Genomic DNA, 23,051 nt, shown 5'->3' with positions numbered 1-23,051 from the left:
CTACATTGAATTATGAGGCAGAGGGAAGCGCTTTTTTTTGCCCTAAACAAACTGCACTCTTTCGTGTCCTCCTCTCTTGTAACAATATGTATAAGGCTTTAAAACAGGATAAATTTGCATAAATAACACATTATATATTTGTTGGGAATTTATTTTATCGCAGTTTAACGGTCAGTAAGCTTCCCTCTTTAATACTCAGAGATAACGAAGGAGAATAAGCGGGAGTCCAACTGCCCGTAAGACCCGATTGTTTCAACTAACAATCAGTGAGGAAAAGCGCTTCTGATTGAAGTTTCCCTTTATCCAAGGAGCGACTAACATAGTGGAAGGGTTTACCCATACGCTTTTGTTGGTAGGAGGAATGAATAGATGAAAGTGATGTTCGCCTTTATCCTGTTGTTTACAAATTGGTACTACATACCAAAAGACTCTCCTGCAGTTCCAGTAAAGGTGGAAAGCATTGATTTAAAGTTAAAAAACGATGAGCTTGCTGTCACTTTTTTTTCTCTATCAGATGGAGAAGCTTCCTTGATCCACCATGGAAGTAATAAGAACATTCTTATAAACACTGGCGGAATCGGGACTGAGCCTGAATTAAAAAAACTTCTGCAGCTATATAGAACAAACAAAATATCGACGGTTATTCTGACCGATGAAGAATTGTATAATGACTCCAGCCTTGCCTGGCTGATAAAAGAATATAACATTAATCAAGTTATAGCAGGAGAGTCTATAGCCTCCCATTTGAAAAATGGAAAAATGGATTTAAGTGATGTCAATATCCACATTTGGGCCCGGAATACTAAACAGCTGCTTCTGCCTGGATTGCATGCTGAAGTCCTTTATGAAGGGATGAATACAGGAGATGGAATGGATTTATCTTTAACATTTGCAAGACATCGGGTCTTTTTTATGAATTCCTTAAGTGAGAAAGCTAAAAATGTGTTTATGAAAAAAGATTTATCCAATGTCAATATTGTGAAGCTGCCAGCGTTTGGAAGAGAAGAGTCTGTTTCTGAAGATATGATAAAACATATGGATCCACAGATTGCTATTTTATTCCATAAGTCATCCGTAAAACCTAATTCTGATTTATTCAGACTGTTAAATGAAGCGTGGGTTGATGTATATTATACAAGGAAACATGGTACAGTCACCATTAAATTCACTGATATTAACTATGAAGTCATTACAATTTTCCAGGAAGACGAATTGAAATAAAGAGTGTCATGGACAAGAGCCTTCAATAACTTCTCCTGCAGGAAAATTCGTGAAGACATTTCGGATTAAATGAAGAAAGCTGCGCTTATAGCGCAGCCTGACGTGGTGGACCAGAAGAAAAATTTTATTATTGAACATACAAGGAAACATCTCTGCTGTTATACTGTTATTGTGTATTTCTTTGTAAGTTTATTTTAACCTAAATGATAAGGTATATAAGTAACAAATATTGTAGAGGCTGAGGAGGAATTCCAGATTGGAAAGCAAAATTGAAGTTTTATCTACAGTTAAGATTCAGCAAAGCCCGGATCTGTATAAAATTGTTGATGCACTAAACAGAACCTTGAAGGAAAAAGACCTAATGTTTGGTTTGGCGCTTGATCAGGAAGATCAAAATAAAGCGATTTTTACCATCTACCGTACATAAAAAGAGAGACTGATAAATGAGAAAAGCATTAATAGCCATCATTATTTTACTCGTCATTGGGATTGGTGCAGGCACCATCATTTACTTTAACAGCATGAAGCCGGTAAATGCGGCAGAAGAAAAAGCTTTGGAACTTGCGCGAAAGCAAACAGATCTTGCTGTTGTTGAAGACTTCCATTTATATCATGGGACAGAAACCTATTATGTAATTGAGGGACAGGATTCGGAAGGGACAAAGATTTTTGTGTGGGTTCCGGAGAAGACAGGAAAAATAGTTACCCAAAAACAATCAGAAGGGATCTCAAGTCAGGAAGCGATCAACAGACTTACGCAGGAAAAAAATCCTGCTGAAATTATGTCAGTACGCCTGGGGATGGAGAAAAATATTCCATTATGGGAAATTCATTATCGTTCCAAAGGCGATTTAATAAATTATTATTATATAGATTTTAAAACGGGAGAATGGCTAAAAAAAATTGAGAACCTGTAAGACTAAGGCTCAACAAGTCTTGGAGAGCAGGAGAAAACGGGAGGAAGCACAATGGAGATTCAACTGGCTCAAAGAGTTAAAGCATTAACACCATCAACAACCCTTGCAATTACTGCTAAAGCAAAGGAACTAAAATCTCAGGGACATGATGTCATCGGTTTAGGAGCAGGGGAACCAGATTTTAATACGCCTCAGCACATCATTGACGCTGCAGTCCAATCCATGAATGAAGGTCATACGAAATATACCCCTTCTGCAGGCCTTCCAGCTTTAAAGAAAGCAATTGCAGCCAAGTTCCAAAAAGATCAAGGCTTGGAATACAACCTATCTGAAATTATTGTCACAAGCGGAGCAAAGCATGGCTTGTATACTCTTTTCCAAGTGCTCCTTAATGAAGGGGATGAAGTCATCATTCCTATTCCATACTGGGTCAGCTATCCCGAACAGGTTAAACTTGCAGGCGGTGTTCCGGTATATGCTGAGGGAAAAGAGGAAAATGAATATAAAATTACTCCTGAACAGCTTGCAAGCAGCATTACCGATAAAACAAAAGCAGTTATCATTAACTCACCAAGCAATCCGACAGGAATGCTTTATTCGCCAGATGAATTAAAGGTACTTGGAGATGTCTGCTTAAAACATAATGTTTTAATTATTTCTGATGAGATCTATGAAAAGCTGGTTTACGGCGGGCATAAACATACTTCCATTGCAGAGCTTTCTCCTGAACTGAAAGAGCAAACCATTATCATCAATGGAGTCTCAAAATCACACTCAATGACTGGGTGGAGAATTGGCTATGCTGCAGGAAATAAAGAAATAATTAAAGCGATGACCAATCTTGCCAGTCATAGCACATCCAACCCGACTACTACTGCGCAATTTGGATCTATTGCTGCATATACGGGCTCTCAGGATATGCTGAATGAAATGCGCGAAGCATTTGAGCATCGTTTAAATATTATTTACGATAAATTAATCCAGATTCCGGGTTTTAGTTGTATTAAACCCCAGGGAGCATTTTACTTGTTCCCGAATGTGCAAAAGGCTGCCGAGATGACAAGATTTGTAAATGTGGATGATTTTGCTAAAGCATTGTTGGAAGAAGCAATGGTAGCTGTAATTCCTGGCTCAGGATTTGGGTCGCCGCAAAATATCCGTTTATCGTATGCAACTTCTCTTGATTTACTTGAAAAGGCTGTTGATCGCATGCATAAATTTGTAAAAAAGAACATGAAGTGATATTTGTCAGGAAAGCCGGATGACATCCGGCCTTCTTCCGTGATATCTGTATAAACTTCTATATTATTGATTGTCAATTGGCATGAAGGTATAATAGATAGCGGTACATAAGGAGTAATTGCTTTGATTTTTTGGAGGGAACATAAATTGACAAAAACAACAATATCTCAAGTTTACAAATATGTTGACCAAGAAGTTACGATTGGAGCTTGGATTGCCAATAAGCGTTCGAGCGGAAAGATCGCGTTTTTGCAGCTTCGGGATGGGACAGGCTTTATCCAAGGGGTTGTAGTGAAAGCAGAAGTCCCTGAAAAAGCATTTCAAAGTGCGAAATCAGTTACACAGGAATCGTCCGTATATGTAACCGGGAAGGTTCAAAAGGATGAACGTTCACCTTTCGGCTATGAACTGCTGGTGATGGGTATGGAAGTTATTCATCATGCAGTCGACTACCCAATTACCCCTAAAGAACACGGCACGGAGTTCTTAATGGATAACCGCCATTTATGGCTGCGCTCCCGCCGCCAGCATGCGGTAATGAAAATAAGAAATGAAATCATACGTGCAACTTATGAATTTTTCAACGAGGAAGGATTCTCAAAAGTCGATCCTCCAATTTTGACGGGAAGTGCACCTGAAGGAACTTCAGAGCTTTTTGCGACAAAGTATTTTGATGAAGATGCCTATTTATCGCAAAGCGGTCAGCTTTATATGGAAGCTGCAGCAATGGCACTCGGAAAAGTATTTTCTTTCGGACCGACATTTCGTGCTGAAAAATCAAAAACCCGACGTCATTTGATTGAATTCTGGATGATTGAGCCTGAAATGGCTTTCTGTGAATTTGATGATAACCTTAAAGTCCAGGAAGAATATGTTGCTCATATTGTTCAATCTGTACTAAAGAACTGCCCAATCGAACTTAAAACACTCGGCCGTGAAACAGAAAACCTTGAAAAGATTACAGTACCATTCCCGCGCATTACTTATGATGAGGCGATTAAGTTCCTGCAGGAAAAAGGCTTTGCTGATATCCAATGGGGCGATGATTTCGGTGCACCGCATGAGACAGCTATTGCGGAAAGCTATGAAAAACCAGTCTTTATCACACACTATCCGACTTCATTGAAGCCATTCTATATGCAACCTGATCCAACTAGGGAAGATGTTGTACTTTGTGCCGATTTGATTGCTCCAGAAGGATATGGAGAAATTATTGGTGGGTCTGAGCGTATACATGATTATGAGCTCCTCAAGAAGCGAATTGAAGAGCATAATTTAGATATGGATGCATACAAATGGTATCTTGAACTGCGACAATACGGCTCAGTACCGCATTCTGGATTTGGCCTTGGGCTAGAAAGAACGGTTGCTTGGATCAGCGGAGTTGAGCATGTTCGTGAAACAATTCCGTTCCCTCGTTTGCTTAATCGTTTATATCCATAAGAACAGCTGTAAAAACAAATAAATAATGGCTAAAGCGAAAAATCCGCCTTCCGCGGATTTTTTGCTTCTTGTAATTTTAATATTGAAACAAACATATAAGGCTGTTCTTCTAATTCAGTCAAGATAAAACTTATGGAGAGATTACCGGTTATTCTCCTCACTTTAGCCTGGTTGTTCATGATATACTGAAAAGGAGGTGTCCCGAATGTCCAAAACCAGTTTATTAAAATGGCTTCAGGAAGGAAATGTTTCCATCCCCGGAGTTTTATTGACACAATACAAAGAAATGAATCTGAACGAGCATGAACTCGTTTTAATCCTTCATGTAATATCCTTTATTGAGCAGGGGAACGAGTTTCCCACCCCAGTCGAATTATCTTCCCGCATGACCATTTCGGTAGCTGATTGTACGGATCTGCTTAGAAAATTAATTCAAAAAAGCTGCATTGAAATAAAGGACAGGTATTCATCTGATGGAATCCGTTATGAGAGGTATAATCTTAATCCGCTTTGGGAGAAGCTTATTGACCAATTTCTTCTAAGCGGCAAGAAAGAAGAAGCTGTTAAGCTGCAGCAGGATGAAACAGACTTATATACTTGCTTTGAGCAGGAGTTTGGCAGGCCGCTTTCACCTTTTGAATGTGAAACATTGGCACTTTGGATGGATGATGATCATCATGACCCCCATATTATCAAAGCGGCTTTAAGAGAATCTGTTATGTCTGGTAAACTGAACTTTAGATACATTGACAGAATTTTATTTGAATGGAAAAAGAATGGAATTAAAACAATTGAACAAGCAAAAAGCTATGGGAAAAAATTCAGGCAAAACCAGACTCAGCAAAGAAATAAAAGGGAGGATATGGCTTCCCAGACAACGAAGTCGGTTCCTTTTTACAATTGGCTTGAACAGTAAGCAAATATCTGGCTGCTGATAAAATAGATAACAGTAAGTGGTGATTTCTTTGTTAAATAAAACACAAATCCGATATTGCCTTGATACAATGGGTGAAATGTTCCCGGAAGCACACTGTGAATTAATTCATTCCAATCCATTTGAACTTGTAATAGCAGTAGCCTTGTCGGCACAATGTACAGATGCACTGGTGAATAGAGTGACAAGAAAGCTATTTCAAAAATACAAAACACCGCAGGACTATCTTGATGTCCCGCTGGAAGAATTGCAGGAAGAAATTCGATCAATCGGTCTATACCGTAATAAAGCAAAAAACATCCAAAAGCTCTGCCGATTGCTGATTGATGAATATGATGGAACAGTACCACGTGACCGGGATGAATTGATAAAGCTTCCGGGTGTTGGCCGGAAGACAGCAAATGTCGTTGTTTCAGTGGCTTACGGTGTCCCAGCCATTGCAGTGGATACACATGTAGAGCGTGTAAGCAAAAGGTTAGGCTTCTGCCGCTGGAAAGATTCGGTGCTCGAAGTTGAGAAAGCATTAATGAAAAAAGTACCGATGGAGGAATGGTCTGTCACCCACCATCGAATGATTTTTTTCGGAAGGTATCATTGCAAAGCTCAGAATCCGCAATGTGAGATTTGCCCGCTGCTTGAACTATGCAGGGAAGGTAAGAAACGGATGAGGGGCAAGCAGGCATAATGAGTGGCGAGCAATTAATTCCAATCTCTGTGCAGCTCCGCCAGCCTTTATTCTATAGTGATAAAGATTGTATTTATGCAGAAGAAACACTGCTGAAAAAGATTGTCCTTCAGCCGATTTTTTTGTATGACGCTGCCTTTTACGCAGGCGTTGAGGCATTAAAGCCCTGGGAGGATAAAGAAGATTTTATTCCCGTGCTTCTTGCGGAGTGGAATGAACATAAGCACACCCTGGATAATCATTTTGCCACTCGGAACCACAAGGCTGCAAAAGTTCCAATGAAAACTGCAATTGGCTACTTTCTTGAACTGCTTTTTTGGATAAATGGAAAGCCGGTTGATTTGCAGGCAGATCCCATGGATTTGAAGATAAAGCCAATCAACCTAAAAGAACGGCTGGAGTTTATATTAAAGCGCCCGGTATTTTACCATGCGTACATCCAGCTATCCGAATTGATAGCCGAAATGGAAAAGCAGTCTATAAAGCATTTAACATTAGAAAAAAGGGCAAAAGCGCCAGGGAAAAAATAGGTGCTTTTTTCTGTGTTTATTGTAAGAAATGAGGAGGGCAATCAGAAGTATGGCAATAAAAGAGGAGATTGCGCAGATAAATACGTAATCTCCTCGTCTCGAGTCCGCCCGAAAGAGGGATTAACGTGCAAAACGCAGATAAACCCGCTCAGAAGTGAGAAAAATGTGCGCATATCCAGGTCGAATCTATGCGCGCATTCCCAGTCTTCGACTTCACATAAAAGCAGAAATCAAGAGGTTCATATATCCATACCAATAACGAAAAAGCTGACTCGACTCGAGTCAGCTTTTTATATGAAAGTAAGAAAATATAACTTTGAACTTAGAAAACTGTCTAGCTCCAGGCGCCACCGGCTCTTGGCTTGTGCTTGTCGGGGGTGGTCAAGGCGCCCTGCGCTTTTCTTAGTCCTTTAGTTGTTGGAGTTAGATCCAGAACCTGCTTCAGACCCGGAATTGCTGTTGGTTCCTTCCGAACCGCTGCCGCCCGTATTTCCGCCAGTTCCAGTGCCGGAGCCGGAGCCGGAGTCGCCTTCTCCATCAGTGCCATCACCATCACCTTGTCCAGTACCGTCACCTTCGCCCTGGCCGTTTCCGTTTCCGTCATTGTCACCTTCGCCGTCTCCGTTTCCGTCATCGTCACTTGAGCCGCCGCCATTCTGGTTTCCGGTATTGCCTTCCTGGCCGCCTTGGTCATCTTGGCCTTCATCGGTTTCACCCTGTTCTTCGCCTTCAGTGTCGTCTTCTTCAATGACGGTTGGATCAGGAATTTCGACCTTCACAGAAGCGGGATCACTCTGCTGGTCACCGCGAATAGCTGTAACATTAAAGTTATACACAGCTCCAGGCTGAGGATTAGCAATTTTTAAGCCTTTTTCAGACGTGACGCTCAGCTGCTGGTCTCCACCTTCATTAACAGAAACAGTCACTTCAAATTGAGTTCCCTCTGCATCTTCTGGATACTCCCAGGTTAGCATAATTTCATTTGCTTCCTGGTCATAATTTGCACTCAGGTTAGAAGGGGAATCAAGTTTATCGAATTTCTCGGATACTTGTGTTGGAGCATTGCCTTTCACAGCATATTCATAAATGATTTGGTCCTTTGGTGTGAATTGGCTTGCTAATTTGGCAGGGTTGCTGCCTTTTTCAATTGCCACCTTCTCCACAGACTTAGGAACCGTAAAGTCAGAAGTTTCTTTACCTTCCGATACATGTGCCATTAAATTGCTAAACAGCTTCTGGGCAATTTTTTGATCAGCACCAGCGTTTATATAATTCTTTCGGTCTTGATATCCAGTCCAAATAGCTGCAGTATAGTTTGTGGTATATCCTGCAAACCAGGCATCTGGTACTGCACCATTAGGCACGCCATATTTTTGCTCTTCTTTATCTGAATAATTGGTGGTCCCCGTTTTTCCTGCAACAGGGAGGCCTGAAACATCAGCCAATCGTCCTGTTCCATATGAAGACTTCACAACACTTTTTAACATGTCGCTGATCATAAATGCAGTGTAATCCTTCATAACAACTTCAGATTCAGGTTTTAAGTCGAGCTTTGTTCCATCACGCATTTCAATTTGCTTTACAGCATGAGGTTCAGTGTAAAAGCCATTGTTTCCAAAAGCACTGTACGCTCCTGCTACTTGCATGGAAGAAACCTCATAAGCTCCTATAGAATACGACTCATACATTTCATCCATTGGAATGCCTAATTTCTTTGTAAACTCCAGTGCTTTATCAGTGCCAACTTCCTGAAGTGTTTTCAGTGCAGGTATATTCCTTGAACGGGCGAGGGCTTCCCTTATTGACATAGGGCCCATATGCCTGCCGTCCCAGTTGTTAATCTTAGTTCCGCCTGAGTACGTATGAGGTTCATCTACGAGTGTGTGGTAAGTCCCCCATTTCAGGTATTCAATTGCAGGGCCATAATCTACAATCGGTTTAAACGTTGAACCTGCATGTCTTTTTTGGTCCACTGCAAAGTTAAATCCGCGTTTGACCTCTTGGTTCCTTCCCCCGCCAATTGCCCTGATTTCACCTGTCTTTGTATCAAGCAAGGTGATGCCGGCTTGAAACTTTTCATCCGGATATTCAACAACTTCATTTGTATTTAAAATCGTTTCTACATGTTCCTGTGCATTTGGGTCTAGGGTCGTATAGATTTTTAATCCATCGGAATAGGGATTAAGATCAGGGTATTTCTTTTCCACTTCATCTAACACAACATCAATAAAAGAATCATATTTTGATTCATTGGTTTCTCTTTTATTTTCAGCAACAAGTGATGATTCAACAGGCACCTTTTGTGCTGCTTCCATTTGTTCCTTGGAAATGAAGCCATGCTGATTCATCAGTGAAAGAACAATATTTCTGCGTTTTTCTGCTTTATCAGGATGTTTGAAAGGATTGTAGTTGTTGGGGCTCTGCGGCATCCCTGCTAAAAGGGCAGCTTCATGAAGCTCCAGCTCATCCAATTCTTTACCGAAAAAGATCTTTGATGCTGTAAGAACACCATGTCCCTCGGACATAAAGATCTTATTCACATACATTTCAAAGATTTCCTGCTTTGTATACTTGCGCTCAAGCTGGAAGGCTAGCCATGCTTCTTGTGCTTTTCTGCTTAGGGTTTTTTCATTATTTAAAAAGGAGTTCTTGACGACCTGCTGGGTGATAGTACTGGCTCCTTCAGAACCAAAACCTCGGGTGATATTGGCAATTACTGCTCCGCCCAAACGGATTAAATCCATTCCATTATGCTTGTAAAACCGGACATCCTCTGTTGCCAAAAAGGCATCTTCTACAAGTTTTGGTATATCTTCATACGCTACATAATCACGGTTTTCCGATCCTACGTCAGTAATGAAATTGTTTTCCATGTCATAAATTTGCGAAGAAATTGGATCCTTTAGCAATTTTTCATCAAGCTTTGGGGCATCCTTAACCATGAATGCGAATGTACCGGCACCTATAAGCATTGCAGCAATACCAAGGGCAATTAAAATAAGAAAAATGCGTCTAAAAGTACCGGAAGACTTTTTCTTGCCCTTTTTCTTGGGTTTGGATTGCTGCTTGCGGCGCTCCTCTCTTGATTGATAATTTTCTGCCATATATATATTCATCCTTTCTGTTAATGAAGACTAAATGATTATTATTTAAGGTTATAAAGATAATCTATTATCTTTATATAGTCAATTCTGGGCTGGAATCCAATTGGAATGCGATGCCCATTACTAACTATTTCATCCTTGGTAATGGACTTTCTCCCGCCATCCTTCATTCTTTTCCAGTAGGAGAGCAGGTAACTCGCCTCTAAGAAATACATTTCTTCAGTGGCTGAAAATCGAAGAAGCACAAAGCAAATTCCTTTCTGGGCTAAAACGGTTTCCATATGCTTCACTTGGTGTTCGTGAAAGTTCTTTAATGGAAACGAGGTTGTATTTTGCGTTTCTTTTGCTTCAAAATCAATATATTTCCCGTTATAAACCCCATTATAATCGGTTGTTGAAGCTTGTTTAAAATAGGCTTCCTTGATCACGGCAGCACTTCTCTTAGGATAATCCACCTGAACAATTTGGACAGGTGTAGGCTTTTTATGGATGGAGGCTATACCTTGTTCCAGATAATATTCATTTGTTTCATTAATATCTTCTTCCAAAGTCATCCCGCGATTGCTATAGGACCACTTCTTGTCAGCTTTAAATTTTTTTGTTGTTTTTGCAGCAGGGTTATACCTCCTGCCATTTGGATAATGAAAATTCATGCAGTCACCCCATTTTAAACTACTCCCTATAATAACAAATGTCAGTATACTTTGGGTGAATAAAATGTTCTATTTGGCAAACGCTAATACATATTCATTTTCTGAGGTGAAAAGCCGTGTTTATTCCTGGAAAACCTATCCTTGCCTGTTATGCCAACAACGAACAATTATTCATCAAACATATAAAGAAAATGACTGCAAAAAAGAATATGGATAACATCTCCAGGACAGATGCATATTTTCATTTCTATATTAAGCACCCCGAAATACGCTGGACATTTCTAGCCTCCATGGTATCGCGGAATGCTGGCTGGAATATGTGCGACCTTGAAGGGAACTGTTTTCAAAAGCTAATCGGGAAGAATCTGAGAGATATGCTTTTCTTTACTTATGAAAGGGCTAACTGGCTGATCTTTCAGGATGCTTATCCTCAATTGCTTCTCTATCATTATTCGACGAAAATGAATAAACCAATGTTTCATTTATTAAAGAAATTTAATGTTTCTTCATTTATGGAGCAGGAATGGCTTCATTTTTGGAGAGCCGGAAATGAAAAGAGGTTAATGATCTCACTTATTATTAACGAGCAGAATGTCATCCAGCAGCCTGTAATGGAACATCCTGTATATAAAAATAAAGTTTTCCATACCATGATATTTGCCTTTCAGGATTATTTCCATTTTAGTTCAGTGATTTTTCCTACATGCAATGGAGAATTATACGGTACCAGTGTGAATGGCTTTAGATCAGTTTCCAAAAGAATCGATCTGGGAAAACGGCTTGCTGAAATTTTATTTGACCAAAGGTTTTACAATGCGATTTTTAAATTTGCATCCAATACAGCCCATACAGGATCAAGGCATGATTATGAGCAATATTTTAAAAAAAAAGCACCAAGAACGACTCCTTTCCTACGCTGTACATACCCTATAATTACTCATCACATTCATCAATTTCATGATTGGTCTGCAAATAAGAGGATTAAGAAAAAGTGGCAAATAGAAGGAATTAGCCAAAGGCATCCTGTGCATATTACGAAATGGTATCTTCATAAACAGAAACAGCTGGAAATAGCAGCAGCGTGGCTTGGGAATTTATTTCATTCCAACTAAAAAAGCAAGGAGAATCTCCTTGCTTTTTACTTGTGGATTTAAGTTGAAGGACGATCTGGCCCTTCAAGTTTTTTATTTCCATACCCGGTTTTAGTTTCTCCTAATTTTTTTGGCTGTACCTTATTTTGTTTTTCTTTTTTTGCCATTACTTAACACCTCCGATAATTAGTTTGTTCAATGACTTTATTTTCATTCCTCAGGGGATGTCGAATCAAAGACTTTTTCAAACAATTTAATACTTTCTTTGGCGAATATCTTCTAGTTTTGTCAGCCATGAAGGAAAGCCTTAATGTAAGGAGAAATAGGTACACAGAAAAAAATTGCTCATAAAACTGGAAAAGCTTTGCTGACTTACAAAGTATGCAAAAGTATGGGGAGGTTTTTTACATGGAAGATAGAATTGTGGAAAAAAAGGAATTGCTGGCGATGCTGACTGAAATCTATGATCAGCTTGAAGAATTGGAAAGCGTTCTGGAATCAAATTTAACAGGCCTTCGCCAAAATTGGCATGATGAACAGACCGGTAAAATAGTTGCTTGTGAAAAAAAGCTTCAAACAATTGAAAATGAATTAACAGCCTTCTCCGAAACACAATCTGAAACAGAGCGAGAAAAAAACGCCCAAAAAACAAAAAGCATGCAGCTTGAACTTGGTTTTTAATTGAAATAAAATAAGATTAACTTTCAGTAGCTAGTTAAAGAATAGCTACTCTTATTTTTGGAGCTGATGATTTTATGACCCACAACGAAGACCTTCTGCAATTAACCGAGCAGCTTTTGGCTTATATGCATACTTCCGATAATCGGTATAAAAAAGTAAAAGAGTCAGGGGCAAAGGGTGACTTCTACAGCGAAGTGAAACCCTTTGCGGATGAAGTTAAAGCCCTCAATGATAAATGGAGGATAGATGCTTCTGAGTGGCTTCTAAGGCATAAACCGAGAAACCTTTATCCTCAGCAAATTGACTCTGCTTCCGAGCATATTGAGATGGTTTCGATACAGGCATTTTTCCCGGAAACAAGCAAAACCAGATTCATAAACTATGTAAACTCTGCAATATATGTTTTGAAACAGATGATTGGTTTATTATCAAAAGAAAAGAGGGGAACCTGATGGGTTCTCCTCTTTTGAATTTTACACATTAATTGAATCATGGAGGGAGCTATCTTTATAGCTTTCCGGAACAGCTGCTCCTTGAGCTTCGAGCTCACGAACGAGATTGCGGTAATCAGTGCTGGAAATTTCATTATGAATATAGGCCTTTTTAGCAAAATCCAATAGTTCATTTACATTTTCAGGAGTATAATCCCGTAATTGATGAAACCTCTTTTTTAGTTCGTGAACATTCATTTGATAATGCCTCCTCTTAGAGATTGATTTGCGAAGTAAGTGCTTCCTCGCCGTACCGTGGCATACATAAGGGGACAAGAAATGGCTTTTTTATTATCCTAACATGAAAAATCATTTTTCATCGTTTTTAAAAAAATCAAACTTCCGACAGGTTTCCGCACATTTAGACAAAAACGGAAAGCGCTTCCAGCCATAAGGGGTCGAGGAAAATCAGATTTTTAAAAAGAATGGGTTATTTCGGCTCATTCTCACACAATGGGCACATATTACATATATTATATTGATGAAAAAAGGATAGGCAATAACCCATTTCATAATTAATTTATACATTACATTCATTTTTGTAATAAGGAGGATGTTTGCCCATGTTTGGCCGAAAAATTAATAGAGCCAGTCATTTCCCGCCATACGGCCATTGGAACGTGGTTCATGACAGTGATCCAAACGATATGGGTATGAATGGCCGATACTATATGAGGCAGCAGCCAATGCAAAATTACCAAGGATCAGCACAGCAGGGGAATCCATATTATTTGCCGTACGAAATGGGCTATCAGCAGCACTTACCAGGACAAAATTCTAATTATGGATCACAGCCCAATTATAGCCCTAATCCGTATCCTAACCATGGTCCACAGCCCAATTATAGCCCTAATCCGTATCCTAATCATGGTCCACAGCCAAATTATGGCTCTAATCCGTATCTTAATTATGGTCCACAGCCAAATTATGGCTCTAATCCATATCCTAATCACGGTTCACAGCCGAATTTTAACCCTCATTCATTTCAGGTAACGGGAAATGAATCCGATTACTACAAGACTGAGGCAGTGCAAAACCAAAGTATCTTTCAAAATCCCTTAGAATCTGAAGATTTTAATGGAACGAATCAAAAGCAGCAGCCAATGCAGCCGCCATATCCGTATATGAATCCCTATCCAAAGCAATCATTCATTCCTAAACAGCCATCGGGTGTTCAATCTATTATGAATTCCTTTAAAGCCCAGGACGGCTCAATTGACCTCAATAAGATGGTTGATACTGCCGGTCAAATGATGAACGCGGTAAATCAGGTATCTTCAATGGTAAAGGGAATTGGGGGAATATTTAAAGCTTAGCATTAGAAGGGCCGTGATGGCCTTTTCTTTTTTTTAAGAAAAGTCAGACTTGAAAAAAGATTAAATTTATAGCCGGTCTATTTAATGAATTATATGCCAATATATTCAGGAAAATATATCTATCATTTACTGGAAATGGATTGACAAAATTCGGATAAAAGTGAAAAAATAGAAAAATGACTAGAAGTCAAAAGGGGGGGGGCAATTATGGTTCGTGCTGTTCAGCAAATAGTGATTATATTTATTTTGATATTGTTTCTTGCGGCCTTGCCTAAGATTGTTTCTGTAGACTCTGCTGGAGAGAGCCTGGAATGGAACTTTGGCAGCCTGCCTCAAGTTTATGGGGATTTTGTTACGGAAGTGAGCCAGGGCAGTCTCGGAACTTATCAGCTTGGCAGGCAAACGAGGCCGATCGCAGAGGATATTGGCGACAATTTCTTGACGAGTTTAAAGATTGTTTTAATCGGTGTGAATGGCGCCGTATTTATAAGTCTTATATTTGGAGTGTTTATCAGCAGGTTCCGGCTTACTAAAATCTTTGGGATGATATTAAATACTTTGGCAGCCATACCCGATTTTATTATAATCGTCATGTCGATGATTCTTGCAGTTAAGATCTATAAAGTCACAGGGATCAGAGTCATATCGCTGCGGCCGGATGGCGGAGCGCTCAACACCTGGTTTCCGACCTTGCTCGTCGCTATAGCCCCCACGCTGTATTTGTTTAAACTTATATCGGTAAAGTACTATCAAACAAGCGGGGAAGATTATATTAAAACCGCTGTAGCAAAAGGCATGGGAGTGAATTACATAAATTTCCAGTATATATATAAGAATATCGAACCATTTATAAAAGCAGAGCTGGTAAAGGTAATTTCTTTGGCGATCGGCAACCTTTTTATTATTGAATACATAATGAATGTTTCGGGTATTACCAAATTTGTATTCCAAAGCCATGAAGTTCAGCCGATTGCGATTGGCTTGTTTGCTATGCTGTTAATATCCCTTATTGTCTATATATCAATTAGATTAATATTCTATCTGTTTAAACGGGGTTTTATATATGAATAGGCTATTAAAGATCAATTACTCATTCTATTTTGGGGTATTCCTGGTTTCAGTGCTGCTTTTTTTCTGTATATTTGGTCCTATGCTTGCACCTCATTCTTTGACCTCTACATTGGAAACACAATATACAAGTGGAAAAGTGCTGGCACCGCCAATGGAGCCTTTTGAATCAGACTCATACCCTTTGGGCACGGACAAATGGGGGTATGATTTAATGTCCATGATTCTGAATGGGCTGAGGTATACTGTTTTTATTGCTGCTGCTGTCACTGCAGTTAAAATGTTCTTTGGAACGCTTATGGGCCTTTATATCGGAACCTGGAAGAAAACGCCTGGATGGATGATTGCTTTTGAGAATGCCTGGAGTTATGTACCACTATTTTTAATACTATATTTTTTCCTTGCACCGATCAGCTTTAACAGCGCACTGGAAGAAAGTGCACTTATTGGCTGCTTTATTGCCATAGCATCCATTATTAGCATTCCAAGCATCGTTTCTTCTGTCAGGCTTAAAACTGCTGAATTATATCAATCTGTTTATATTGAAGCTGCAAAGGCATTGGGAGCAAATAAACATCGCCTTATCTGGAAGCATATCCTTCCTCAATTAAAAGAAACATTCCTGGTTATGTTTATTCTGGAGACCGTTTATGTTATTGCCATTATGGGACAGCTGGCGCTTATGAATATATTTGTGGGCGGCACGATAATGAGATTCGACCCGATTATTTACCTTTCAGGATCGAAGGAGCTGGCAGGACTCGTGGGCCAGGCCAGAGGGAATATATACGGCAGTACCCATATTCTTCTTATTCCGTTATTCGTCCTATTATATACCACTGCATCCTTTAGCCTCCTAGCGAATGGGCTGAAGAATCGGTTTCAATCCAATTATCAGCGTACTCCATGGATAAAGACCGGACATGAGCCACAGGTGCAGCCGGCGAGAAAAAAATACGAAGCAAAGGGGAGCCTTTGGGCTCTTTCCGGCCCTAAAATTGCTTTAGCAGCTATTCTGCTGGCCTTTACAGGCGCCGGCATTTATGTGACCGCTACAAAGGATGCCGATGTAGGAGTTCAAAGCGGAAGCAGCGCAAACTATCAAATTGACTTAAGTATGGATTCAGACGGGGTCTTTACTGCCGAAGCGGTTATCCAAATAAAGAATAAAACGGATGATGAGTGGGATGAACTGGTATTATACTTTATCCCGAATGTTTTTAAAAAAGGGAATCCATTCGAATCAGTGGAAGGCAGCTCTGATGCGGAAATTAAGAAGGTGACCTTGAATGGCAAGGATGCTGAATATCAGTTGAAGGGCGATACTTTAAAAATCCCGGTTAGTGCTGGAATGGCTGATAAAGCCAAACACAGGGTTACAATAAATTTTGATTTTACTGTGCCTGAGAATGGGAGCCGTTTTTCAAGAGTGGGTTCCAACTATTATCTTGCTCAATGGTATCCGATGGCAGCCCTTTATCAAAACGGAAAATGGAATAAAGAGCCATATTCAGAGGGCCTGGAGACCTTTCACACTGGGTTTTCTGATTTTAAAGTTTCATATAGCTTGCCTAAAGGGTATTCTTTTGTTTCAACAGCAGAAAAAGATCCTCCTGCCGGCAATACCGAAGGCACCGTAAAAGCGAAGAAAGTAAGGGACTTTTTCATTGCTATGATGAAAGATATGGAAGTTTATGAAACAGAAGCTGAAGATGGTGTGAAAATTAGGCTGTACACCAGGAGCAATCATGACAAGGATCCTGCTGCTTCCCTCGAACTCGCCCGAAAAGCACTATCTTTTTATCAGGAAGAAATGGGAGAATACCCTCTTGATCAGCTTGATATTGTTTTGGATAAGGGCCAATTTATGGAATATCCAGGAATTATAACGATAAACCCTTACATTGGAGATAAGAGATTTTATGATATTTCAATCGTCCATGAAATTGCCCATCAATATTTTTATGGGATAGTAGCCAATGATCCTTACCATCATGCTTGGTTGGATGAAGGGATGACGGAATATGCAACATCCATGTACTTTTATGCGGATGAAAATCAGCCAGAAGCACAGGCTTTTGGCCTCTCGCGTTATCGAATGGAAGCAATCGCGGCGGAAGGCCTGGGGAGGCAGTATTCCAATGTCCCTCTTAATGAGGTCAAACATACTGGCTATATATATGGCCAGCCAACTCTGGAAATCCATAAGATGATTCAGGAGAAGTACAGGCAAAAAGGGGACACACCAAAGGAAGTGGGAATTCGGTATTTGTCTGACTACTATCATATGTTCAGTTATAAAGAGGTAGATACCCAGGATTTCATCCAATTTACAAAAGATTATTTCAGTGTTCCGACGGGCTATTTTAATAATTGGCTGGATACTTCAAAATAACAATCAAATAAATTTTATTAGGCAGATATAAAAGTAAATCAAACAAAAACAAGCAGTCATTATTCTGCTTGTTTTTGTTTAGCGGCATAAAGTTAAATAGCATATTGGAAAATGAATAAGGCTGCGGCCTTCTTTAGCTTTCATCGATAAGTATTCTTTTTCCCTGCTGTTTCGGCACTGTGATCTGCAGCAGTCCATTTTTGTAAACTGCTTTCACTTTCTTCTCATTGACAGGCTGTGGAAGGGGAATAGTGCGGCTGGAACGCTGCAGGCTTTGCTGTCTTTTTAAGACTTTTCTATTTTCATCTTCTTCAGTTATCAATTCAGCAGATTTAACTGAAATCGTAACATAATTATCCATGATATCAATCTGGATCTGTTCTTTATTTATTCCTGGAAGTTCAGCCGTTACAATATGGTCTGTATCAGTTTCTGTAACATCTACATGGAAGGAAGAAGAAAGTGGGAAGGGGTTCCTAAAAAAGTCATCCATTGTCTGCAGAAATCCCTTAACTGGTTTTTCGTGGAATAACTGATTCATGGATTTCATTAAATCTCCAAAAGGCTCATTTCTTTCTCTTTCTCTTTCTCTTTCTCTCTTTTTTGGATCCTCCATCGTAGGCATCTCCTCTCATACAGGATTAATCAACATATGGTATGCTGCTGATTGGGTGAATGTTCCTGTTAAAAAAGCATAGAAAAATAAAAAAACCGCATATGCGGTTTTCTAAAACATCTCCTCTAATAGCTGGTCAGGCTTGAGAATTAAATGTCCATCCCTGTCTGTTTCAATTAAGTTCTTTTTTTTCATTTTTGTTAAAGTGCGGCTTACCGTTTCCCTTGTAGTGCCGATCATATTGGCAAGATCTTTATTTGTAAAATCGCCCTTCAGGGTGTAGGAGCCATCTCCTTGATCCTGGCCGTGCATTTTACAAAGCCGAACAAGCAGCTTGATAATTTGTTCATACGTATTGTTTAAGATTTGTGCCTCTAATCTTTCTTGAAGGTCCACAATTTTTTCACCAAGGACTTTAAATACCTTGATGCATAATTCTGGATTTTCTATGAGGACCTTTTCAAATTGAGCAATAGGAACAACAACCAGCTGGGCGTTTTCAAGAACTTCTGAAAAAGCAGGATAGCCGCCTTTCCGGAAGAATCCAACATGGGGGAACATTTCACCTTTTGTTAAGATCGCAACAATTTGCTCTTTACCATTAATATCACTTTTGTATATCTTGACTCGCCCATCGTTAATAAAATAAACATTTTCCAAAGGATCATCCTGCAGAAAAACATGGCTCCCTTTTTTCCATTCCCTTGAAATTGATATCTCTACAACTTTATCCAGTTCATCATTGTTAAGCTCCCTAAATAAAGAAAACTGAGAAAGAACGTCTTTGATTTCAGCTGCTTTCATAATCCACCTCTTGCTTCATGAGCTATTAAGCCTATTGTAACAAAAATCCATAAAAAGTTAATGGGATTTATGAGTTTTGTCTGTTAGAACGAACGTTTATTCGCTAGAATAGGGTTATGAGGTGAAAAAAAGATGAAAGTGCGAAAAAATCTGCCTGAAATAATGAAAGAGTTAATTTCCGACAAGCAGTACAAAGAAAATATTGTTCATTGGCATATAATTGAGGAAAAAGAGGCAAAAACGGCGGAGCTTCCTGATGACATTCATCCTTCTCTAAAGGATGCATTATTAAAAAGAGGCATCACAAGGCTTTATACTCACCAAAAAACCTCTTATCAAGAAGCGATGAAGGGGCAAAGCCTGGTAGCGGTTACACCAACAGCCTCGGGGAAAACGCTATGCTATAACCTGCCTGTGCTGCAGACAATAGTAAACGATTCGAATGCACGTGCTCTTTATATGTTTCCGACGAAAGCACTGGCACAGGATCAAAAAAGTGAAATCAATGAAATTATTCAGGAATCTGGATTGAATATAAATAGCTATACATATGACGGGGATACGCCAGCCAACATCCGGCAAAAGGTACGGAGGGCCGGGCATGTGGTTATAACGAACCCGGATATGCTTCATTCAGCTATCTTGCCCCATCACACAAAATGGGTTTCTTTGTTCGAGAATTTAAAGTATGTAGTGATAGATGAACTACATATATATAGAGGGGTATTTGGAAGCCATGTGGCAAATGTAATCCGCCGTTTAAGACGGATCTGCCGTTTCTATGGAAGTGATCCCATCTTCATTTGCACATCTGCAACGATTGCAAATCCTCTTGAGCTTGCAGAAAAGCTTACGGAAAAGCCAGTCAGACTGATCGATAACAATGGTGCTCCAAGCGGGAAAAAACACTTTGTTTTTTACAATCCGCCTATTGTCAATAAACCATTGAATATCAGGAGGAGTGCTACTCTGGAAGCAAGGAAACTCGCAGGTGAGCTGCTGAAAAACAAAATACAGACCATTGTATTTGCAAGAAGCAGGGTTAGGGTTGAAATTTTACTTTCCTATTTGCAGGAACTTGTAAAACACAAGCTTGGCCCAAAAGCTATTCGCGGGTATAGGGGAGGTTATCTTCCAACTGAGAGGCGCGAAATTGAAAAAGGGCTGAGGTCAGGGGACATATATGGTGTTGTGAGCACCAACGCTTTGGAGCTCGGGGTGGATATAGGGCAGCTGCAGGTATGCGTTATGACTGGATATCCAGGAACGATTGCTAGCTCCTGGCAGCAGGCAGGACGAGCAGGAAGAAGGCATGGAGAATCACTTGTCATCTTGGTTGCAAGCTCCAGCCCGCTTGACCAATATGTCATTCAAAATCCTGATTATTTTTTTAATAAAAGCCCTGAGACTGCCCGTATAAACCCAGATAACCTCATTATTTTGGTCGATCATATTAAATGTGCAGCCTACGAACTTCCTTTTAACGCTGGAGAGCGTTTTGGGACATTTGAAACAGAGGAAGTTTTGGAATATCTGGCTGAAGAAAGAGTGCTTCATCAAAATGGTGATAAATTCTACTGGATGAATGACTCGTTTCCTGCCCATAATATCAGCCTTCGTTCGGCTTCTCAGGAAAATGTTGTCATTATCGACCAATCAGAGGCAGCGAATGTAAAAGTTATAGGAGAAATGGATCGCTTTTCCGCTATGACGCTTCTTCACGAAGAAGCCATCTATCTCCATCAGGGCACTCAATTTCAAGTAGAAGTGCTGGACTGGAAAGAGAAAAAGGCATTCGTCCGTGAGGTTGACGTCGATTATTTCACAGATGCAAATCTGGCTGTTGAGCTGAAGGTGCTTGAACAGGATAAACAAAGGACCTCCTCGATGGGAGCGATTGGTTTCGGAGATGTAAGTGTTGTTGCCATGGCAACTATATTTAAAAAAATAAAATTTGAAACCCATGAAAATATTGGGTCAGGGCCAATAACTCTGCCGGAAGAAGAGCTTCATACAAGTTCAACATGGCTTTCCTTAAAGGAAGAGGTTCTAAAGTTTAATCAGGACCGGCTGGAACAAGGGTTGATTGGGACGGCACATGCCCTTAAGCATATTGTCCCTCTGTTTGTTATGTGCGACCCGCAGGACGTCCATGTAGTGCCGCAAGTAAAAGCGGCACTACATGAAAAGCCAACCATTTTCTTTTATGACAGGTATCCTGGCGGTATAGGACTCAGCGAAAAGATATTCGGAGGGATCGAACATATTATGCATGAAACCATGGAAATGGTGGGCAGATGCTCTTGTGAACATGGCTGTCCTTCATGCATCGGTACAGATACTTCATCAGAGACAGCCAAAAAAGATGTTCTCAGGATTCTTGCCTCCTTTAAAAATGGAGAGAGCGGTATAGGTGATCACATTGTCCATTAAAAATAAGCTCAATAGGCTGAAAAGCCATCTCGGAACAGAAAATAGCAGCAAACCTGAACCTGAAAAGAAACCGAAGAGAAGTATCGATCTGCCTTTTAAAGAGGTATGGGATAAAGAAGGTGTCTATCCATTTTATTTTGAAGATGCCTACTGCCTGGTAAGAGAGAAGGAATACTGCCTTGACCAAATGCATGGAATCTATTCGTTTGGCCAATTTAAATCAGCAGTTGAAGCTTGGAATTCCACAAGATTAAGGCATCCGCTGTCTGCTGCAGGCCGTGACCCGGAGAATATTTTTTTCTTTGATACTGAAACAACAGGCTTGGGCGGAGGGACAGGAAATTCTATTTTCCTGCTTGGCCAAGCCAGCCTGCAAGGAAACAAAATAAAATTAAAACAGCATATACTGCCGCATCCAGGTGCCGAGGTTCCTTTGTTTAAAAGCTTTCTCGAGAGCATTGATTATTCAGCGATGGTGACCTATAACGGAAAGGCTTTCGATTGGCCGCAGGTTAAAACAAGGCATACGCTGATCAGACAACATTTGCCGAAGCTGCCCCTGTTTGGTCATTTTGATTTATACCATGCAGCAAGAAGAATGTGGAAACATAAACTTGAGCGAATAAAGCTGAGTGCAGTTGAAAAAGATGTATTGGGAATTGAACGAAAAGATGACATACCCGGTTTTCTTGCGCCCATGATTTATTTTGACTTTGTAGAAAGAAAAAATCCTGAGGGCATGCTTGGTATCATTAAGCATAATGAAATTGACATCTTATCGCTGATCAGCTTATATACACATCTTTCCTTTCAAATTTTAAGGCTTGACGACAAGCAGACTCCAATGGAAATTTATGAAGTGGGCAGGTGGCTTTCCTCATTGGGGGAATCATCTGAAGCCCAAACAGCTTTTAATAATATTTCCGGCGGGGAAACGCCTGAGGCCTCAGCAGCAAGGTTTGCTTTGGCTTTCGAGCATAAGAAACATAAGAACTGGGAAGAAGCTGCTGTCCTTTGGAAGGAAACAGCAGAAAACGGGACCTTGAAAACCAGGATCATCTCTTGTGTTGAACTGGCAAAGATTTATGAGCACCGTTCGAAAGATATTAATCGGGCGATTGGATATGCCGAAAAAGCAATAGAGCTTTATCAAAATACAGGGAAGGAATTTGAAAAAACTAGCCTTAAAGGGGAAGAACTCAAAAATCGTCTTGCACGCTTGTATAGAAAGCGTAAAAATTAATTTATCTCTTTGTAACAAAACTTTAATATTTCAGACAAAAAAATCCACTATTTCCTAGTTGTCTGTACCTCTTGTAAGCGGTAAAATAAGAAGATGTGTGGTACTTTTTTAGGAATATATAATAGTGAGGCTGGTAATATGTATAAAGCAATTTTAGTTTTATTCTTCCTTGTTATTTTCACTA

21 protein-coding genes are annotated in these 23,051 nt (G+C 39.9%); 16 read left to right on the top strand and 5 right to left on the bottom strand.

Going from position 1 to position 23,051, the window contains the following annotated elements; all coding sequences use genetic code 11:
- Positions 1-369 precede the first annotated feature (369 nt).
- The 8 genes from NCCP133_RS00495 to NCCP133_RS00460 all read left to right on the top strand — a co-directional run bounded on the left by NCCP133_RS00495 (position 370) and on the right by NCCP133_RS00460 (position 6,972).
- Positions 370-1,221 carry an ATP-dependent DNA helicase gene (locus tag NCCP133_RS00495; protein ID WP_264803009.1) on the top strand — a complete coding sequence of 284 codons (852 nt, stop codon included), beginning with the start codon at positions 370-372 and terminating at the stop codon, positions 1,219-1,221.
- A 256-nt stretch (positions 1,222-1,477) separates the two neighbouring features.
- The gene (locus NCCP133_RS00490) at positions 1,478-1,648 is read left to right on the top strand and encodes a YpmA family protein (protein WP_009332715.1); all 171 of its coding nucleotides are present in this window, start codon (positions 1,478-1,480) and stop codon (positions 1,646-1,648) included.
- Between the two features lie 16 nt (positions 1,649-1,664).
- The gene (locus tag NCCP133_RS00485) at positions 1,665-2,138 is read left to right on the top strand and encodes a cell wall elongation regulator TseB-like domain-containing protein (protein WP_264803008.1); all 474 of its coding nucleotides are present in this window, start codon (positions 1,665-1,667) and stop codon (positions 2,136-2,138) included.
- A 51-nt stretch (positions 2,139-2,189) separates the two neighbouring features.
- The gene (locus NCCP133_RS00480) at positions 2,190-3,380 is read left to right on the top strand and encodes a pyridoxal phosphate-dependent aminotransferase (RefSeq protein ID WP_309298022.1); all 1,191 of its coding nucleotides are present in this window, start codon (positions 2,190-2,192) and stop codon (positions 3,378-3,380) included.
- 147 nt (positions 3,381-3,527) lie between these two features.
- A complete protein-coding gene (gene asnS, locus NCCP133_RS00475; protein ID WP_264803007.1) occupies positions 3,528-4,823 on the top strand; it encodes an asparagine--tRNA ligase in 1,296 nt (431 codons plus the stop codon).
- 205 nt (positions 4,824-5,028) lie between these two features.
- A complete protein-coding gene (locus tag NCCP133_RS00470) occupies positions 5,029-5,739 on the top strand; it encodes a DnaD domain-containing protein (protein WP_264803006.1) in 711 nt (236 codons plus the stop codon).
- Between the two features lie 49 nt (positions 5,740-5,788).
- The gene (gene nth / locus NCCP133_RS00465; RefSeq protein WP_264803005.1) at positions 5,789-6,442 is read left to right on the top strand and encodes an endonuclease III; all 654 of its coding nucleotides are present in this window, start codon (positions 5,789-5,791) and stop codon (positions 6,440-6,442) included.
- Entirely contained in the window at positions 6,442-6,972 is a 531-nt protein-coding gene (locus tag NCCP133_RS00460; RefSeq protein WP_264803004.1) for a YpoC family protein, read from the top strand. Before nth ends, NCCP133_RS00460 begins: the two co-directional genes overlap by 1 nt.
- 410 nt (positions 6,973-7,382) lie before the next feature.
- Here NCCP133_RS00460 and NCCP133_RS00455 read toward each other — a convergent pair whose 3' ends face one another.
- Both NCCP133_RS00455 and recU read right to left on the bottom strand, forming a co-directional pair.
- A complete protein-coding gene (locus NCCP133_RS00455; RefSeq protein WP_264803003.1) occupies positions 7,383-10,076 on the bottom strand; it encodes a penicillin-binding protein 1A in 2,694 nt (897 codons plus the stop codon).
- Positions 10,077-10,117: 41 nt separating this feature from the next.
- The gene (gene recU / locus NCCP133_RS00450; protein WP_264803002.1) at positions 10,118-10,729 is read right to left on the bottom strand and encodes a Holliday junction resolvase RecU; all 612 of its coding nucleotides are present in this window, start codon (positions 10,727-10,729) and stop codon (positions 10,118-10,120) included.
- 116 nt (positions 10,730-10,845) lie between these two features.
- Here recU and NCCP133_RS00445 point away from each other — a divergent pair, with 116 nt between their 5' ends.
- From NCCP133_RS00445 to NCCP133_RS00435, 3 genes are all read left to right on the top strand, one after another.
- Entirely contained in the window at positions 10,846-11,841 is a 996-nt protein-coding gene (locus tag NCCP133_RS00445) for a DUF2515 domain-containing protein (protein ID WP_264803001.1), read from the top strand.
- A gap of 387 nt (positions 11,842-12,228) precedes the next feature.
- Positions 12,229-12,501, top strand: coding sequence for a hypothetical protein (locus tag NCCP133_RS00440; protein ID WP_264803000.1), 273 nt, complete (start codon positions 12,229-12,231; stop codon positions 12,499-12,501).
- Positions 12,502-12,575: 74 nt separating this feature from the next.
- On the top strand, positions 12,576-12,953 hold the full coding sequence (locus NCCP133_RS00435; RefSeq protein ID WP_264802999.1) for a YppE family protein: 378 nt from the start codon (positions 12,576-12,578) through the stop codon (positions 12,951-12,953).
- Between the two features lie 21 nt (positions 12,954-12,974).
- Here the strand turns inward: NCCP133_RS00435 and NCCP133_RS00430 are convergent, their stop codons facing one another.
- On the bottom strand, positions 12,975-13,190 hold the full coding sequence (locus tag NCCP133_RS00430) for a YppF family protein (RefSeq protein WP_264802998.1): 216 nt from the start codon (positions 13,188-13,190) through the stop codon (positions 12,975-12,977).
- A gap of 365 nt (positions 13,191-13,555) precedes the next feature.
- On the opposite strand from NCCP133_RS00430, the gene NCCP133_RS00425 reads away from it, so the two are divergent.
- The 3 genes from NCCP133_RS00425 (at position 13,556) to NCCP133_RS00415 (ending at position 17,771) form a co-directional block, all read left to right on the top strand.
- Positions 13,556-14,308 (top strand): YppG family protein, encoded by a 753-nt coding sequence (locus NCCP133_RS00425; protein ID WP_264802997.1) that lies wholly within the window; start codon positions 13,556-13,558, stop codon positions 14,306-14,308.
- A gap of 207 nt (positions 14,309-14,515) precedes the next feature.
- Positions 14,516-15,379 carry an ABC transporter permease subunit gene (locus NCCP133_RS00420; protein WP_264802996.1) on the top strand — a complete coding sequence of 288 codons (864 nt, stop codon included), beginning with the start codon at positions 14,516-14,518 and terminating at the stop codon, positions 15,377-15,379.
- Positions 15,372-17,771, top strand: coding sequence for an ABC transporter permease subunit (locus NCCP133_RS00415; RefSeq protein WP_264802995.1), 2,400 nt, complete (start codon positions 15,372-15,374; stop codon positions 17,769-17,771). The genes NCCP133_RS00420 and NCCP133_RS00415 overlap by 8 nt, the downstream gene beginning before the upstream one ends.
- A gap of 133 nt (positions 17,772-17,904) precedes the next feature.
- On the opposite strand, the gene NCCP133_RS00410 is transcribed toward NCCP133_RS00415, so the two are convergent.
- Positions 17,905-18,387 (bottom strand): Hsp20/alpha crystallin family protein, encoded by a 483-nt coding sequence (locus NCCP133_RS00410; protein ID WP_264802994.1) that lies wholly within the window; start codon positions 18,385-18,387, stop codon positions 17,905-17,907.
- A gap of 111 nt (positions 18,388-18,498) precedes the next feature.
- Positions 18,499-19,191 (bottom strand): Crp/Fnr family transcriptional regulator, encoded by a 693-nt coding sequence (locus NCCP133_RS00405; RefSeq protein ID WP_264802993.1) that lies wholly within the window; start codon positions 19,189-19,191, stop codon positions 18,499-18,501.
- Positions 19,192-19,323: 132 nt separating this feature from the next.
- On the opposite strand from NCCP133_RS00405, the gene NCCP133_RS00400 reads away from it, so the two are divergent.
- Positions 19,324-21,624, top strand: a complete 2,301-nt coding sequence (locus tag NCCP133_RS00400; RefSeq protein ID WP_264802992.1) for a DEAD/DEAH box helicase — start codon at positions 19,324-19,326, stop codon at positions 21,622-21,624.
- Positions 21,614-22,867 carry a ribonuclease H-like domain-containing protein gene (locus NCCP133_RS00395; protein ID WP_264802991.1) on the top strand — a complete coding sequence of 418 codons (1,254 nt, stop codon included), beginning with the start codon at positions 21,614-21,616 and terminating at the stop codon, positions 22,865-22,867. The genes NCCP133_RS00400 and NCCP133_RS00395 overlap by 11 nt, the downstream gene beginning before the upstream one ends.
- Positions 22,868-23,051: the final 184 nt, after the last annotated feature.

The sequence above is a fragment of the Cytobacillus sp. NCCP-133 genome (genome assembly GCF_026011715.1).
Taxonomy (GTDB): Bacteria; Bacillota; Bacilli; order Bacillales; family Cytobacillaceae; genus Cytobacillus.
This window is presented reverse-complemented; position numbering and strand designations above follow the sequence as displayed.

Excerpts from the sequence above, each read along its gene's own strand:
- NCCP133_RS00495 (WP_264803009.1), top strand. The coding sequence starts at position 370 with ATGAAAGTGATGTTCGCCTTTATCCTGTTGTTTACAAATTGGTACTAC.
- NCCP133_RS00485 (WP_264803008.1), top strand. The coding sequence starts at position 1,665 with ATGAGAAAAGCATTAATAGCCATCATTATTTTACTCGTCATTGGGATT.
- NCCP133_RS00480 (WP_309298022.1), top strand. The coding sequence starts at position 2,190 with ATGGAGATTCAACTGGCTCAAAGAGTTAAAGCATTAACACCATCAACA.
- NCCP133_RS00470 (WP_264803006.1), top strand. The coding sequence starts at position 5,029 with ATGTCCAAAACCAGTTTATTAAAATGGCTTCAGGAAGGAAATGTTTCC.
- NCCP133_RS00460 (WP_264803004.1), top strand. The coding sequence starts at position 6,442 with ATGAGTGGCGAGCAATTAATTCCAATCTCTGTGCAGCTCCGCCAGCCT.
- NCCP133_RS00455 (WP_264803003.1), bottom strand. The coding sequence starts at position 10,076 with ATGGCAGAAAATTATCAATCAAGAGAGGAGCGCCGCAAGCAGCAATCC.
- recU (WP_264803002.1), bottom strand. The coding sequence starts at position 10,729 with ATGAATTTTCATTATCCAAATGGCAGGAGGTATAACCCTGCTGCAAAA.
- NCCP133_RS00440 (WP_264803000.1), top strand. The coding sequence starts at position 12,229 with ATGGAAGATAGAATTGTGGAAAAAAAGGAATTGCTGGCGATGCTGACT.
- NCCP133_RS00435 (WP_264802999.1), top strand. The coding sequence starts at position 12,576 with ATGACCCACAACGAAGACCTTCTGCAATTAACCGAGCAGCTTTTGGCT.
- NCCP133_RS00430 (WP_264802998.1), bottom strand. The coding sequence starts at position 13,190 with ATGAATGTTCACGAACTAAAAAAGAGGTTTCATCAATTACGGGATTAT.
- NCCP133_RS00425 (WP_264802997.1), top strand. The coding sequence starts at position 13,556 with ATGTTTGGCCGAAAAATTAATAGAGCCAGTCATTTCCCGCCATACGGC.
- NCCP133_RS00420 (WP_264802996.1), top strand. The coding sequence starts at position 14,516 with ATGGTTCGTGCTGTTCAGCAAATAGTGATTATATTTATTTTGATATTG.
- NCCP133_RS00415 (WP_264802995.1), top strand. The coding sequence starts at position 15,372 with ATGAATAGGCTATTAAAGATCAATTACTCATTCTATTTTGGGGTATTC.
- NCCP133_RS00410 (WP_264802994.1), bottom strand. The coding sequence starts at position 18,387 with ATGGAGGATCCAAAAAAGAGAGAAAGAGAAAGAGAAAGAGAAAGAAAT.
- NCCP133_RS00405 (WP_264802993.1), bottom strand. The coding sequence starts at position 19,191 with ATGAAAGCAGCTGAAATCAAAGACGTTCTTTCTCAGTTTTCTTTATTT.
- NCCP133_RS00400 (WP_264802992.1), top strand. The coding sequence starts at position 19,324 with ATGAAAGTGCGAAAAAATCTGCCTGAAATAATGAAAGAGTTAATTTCC.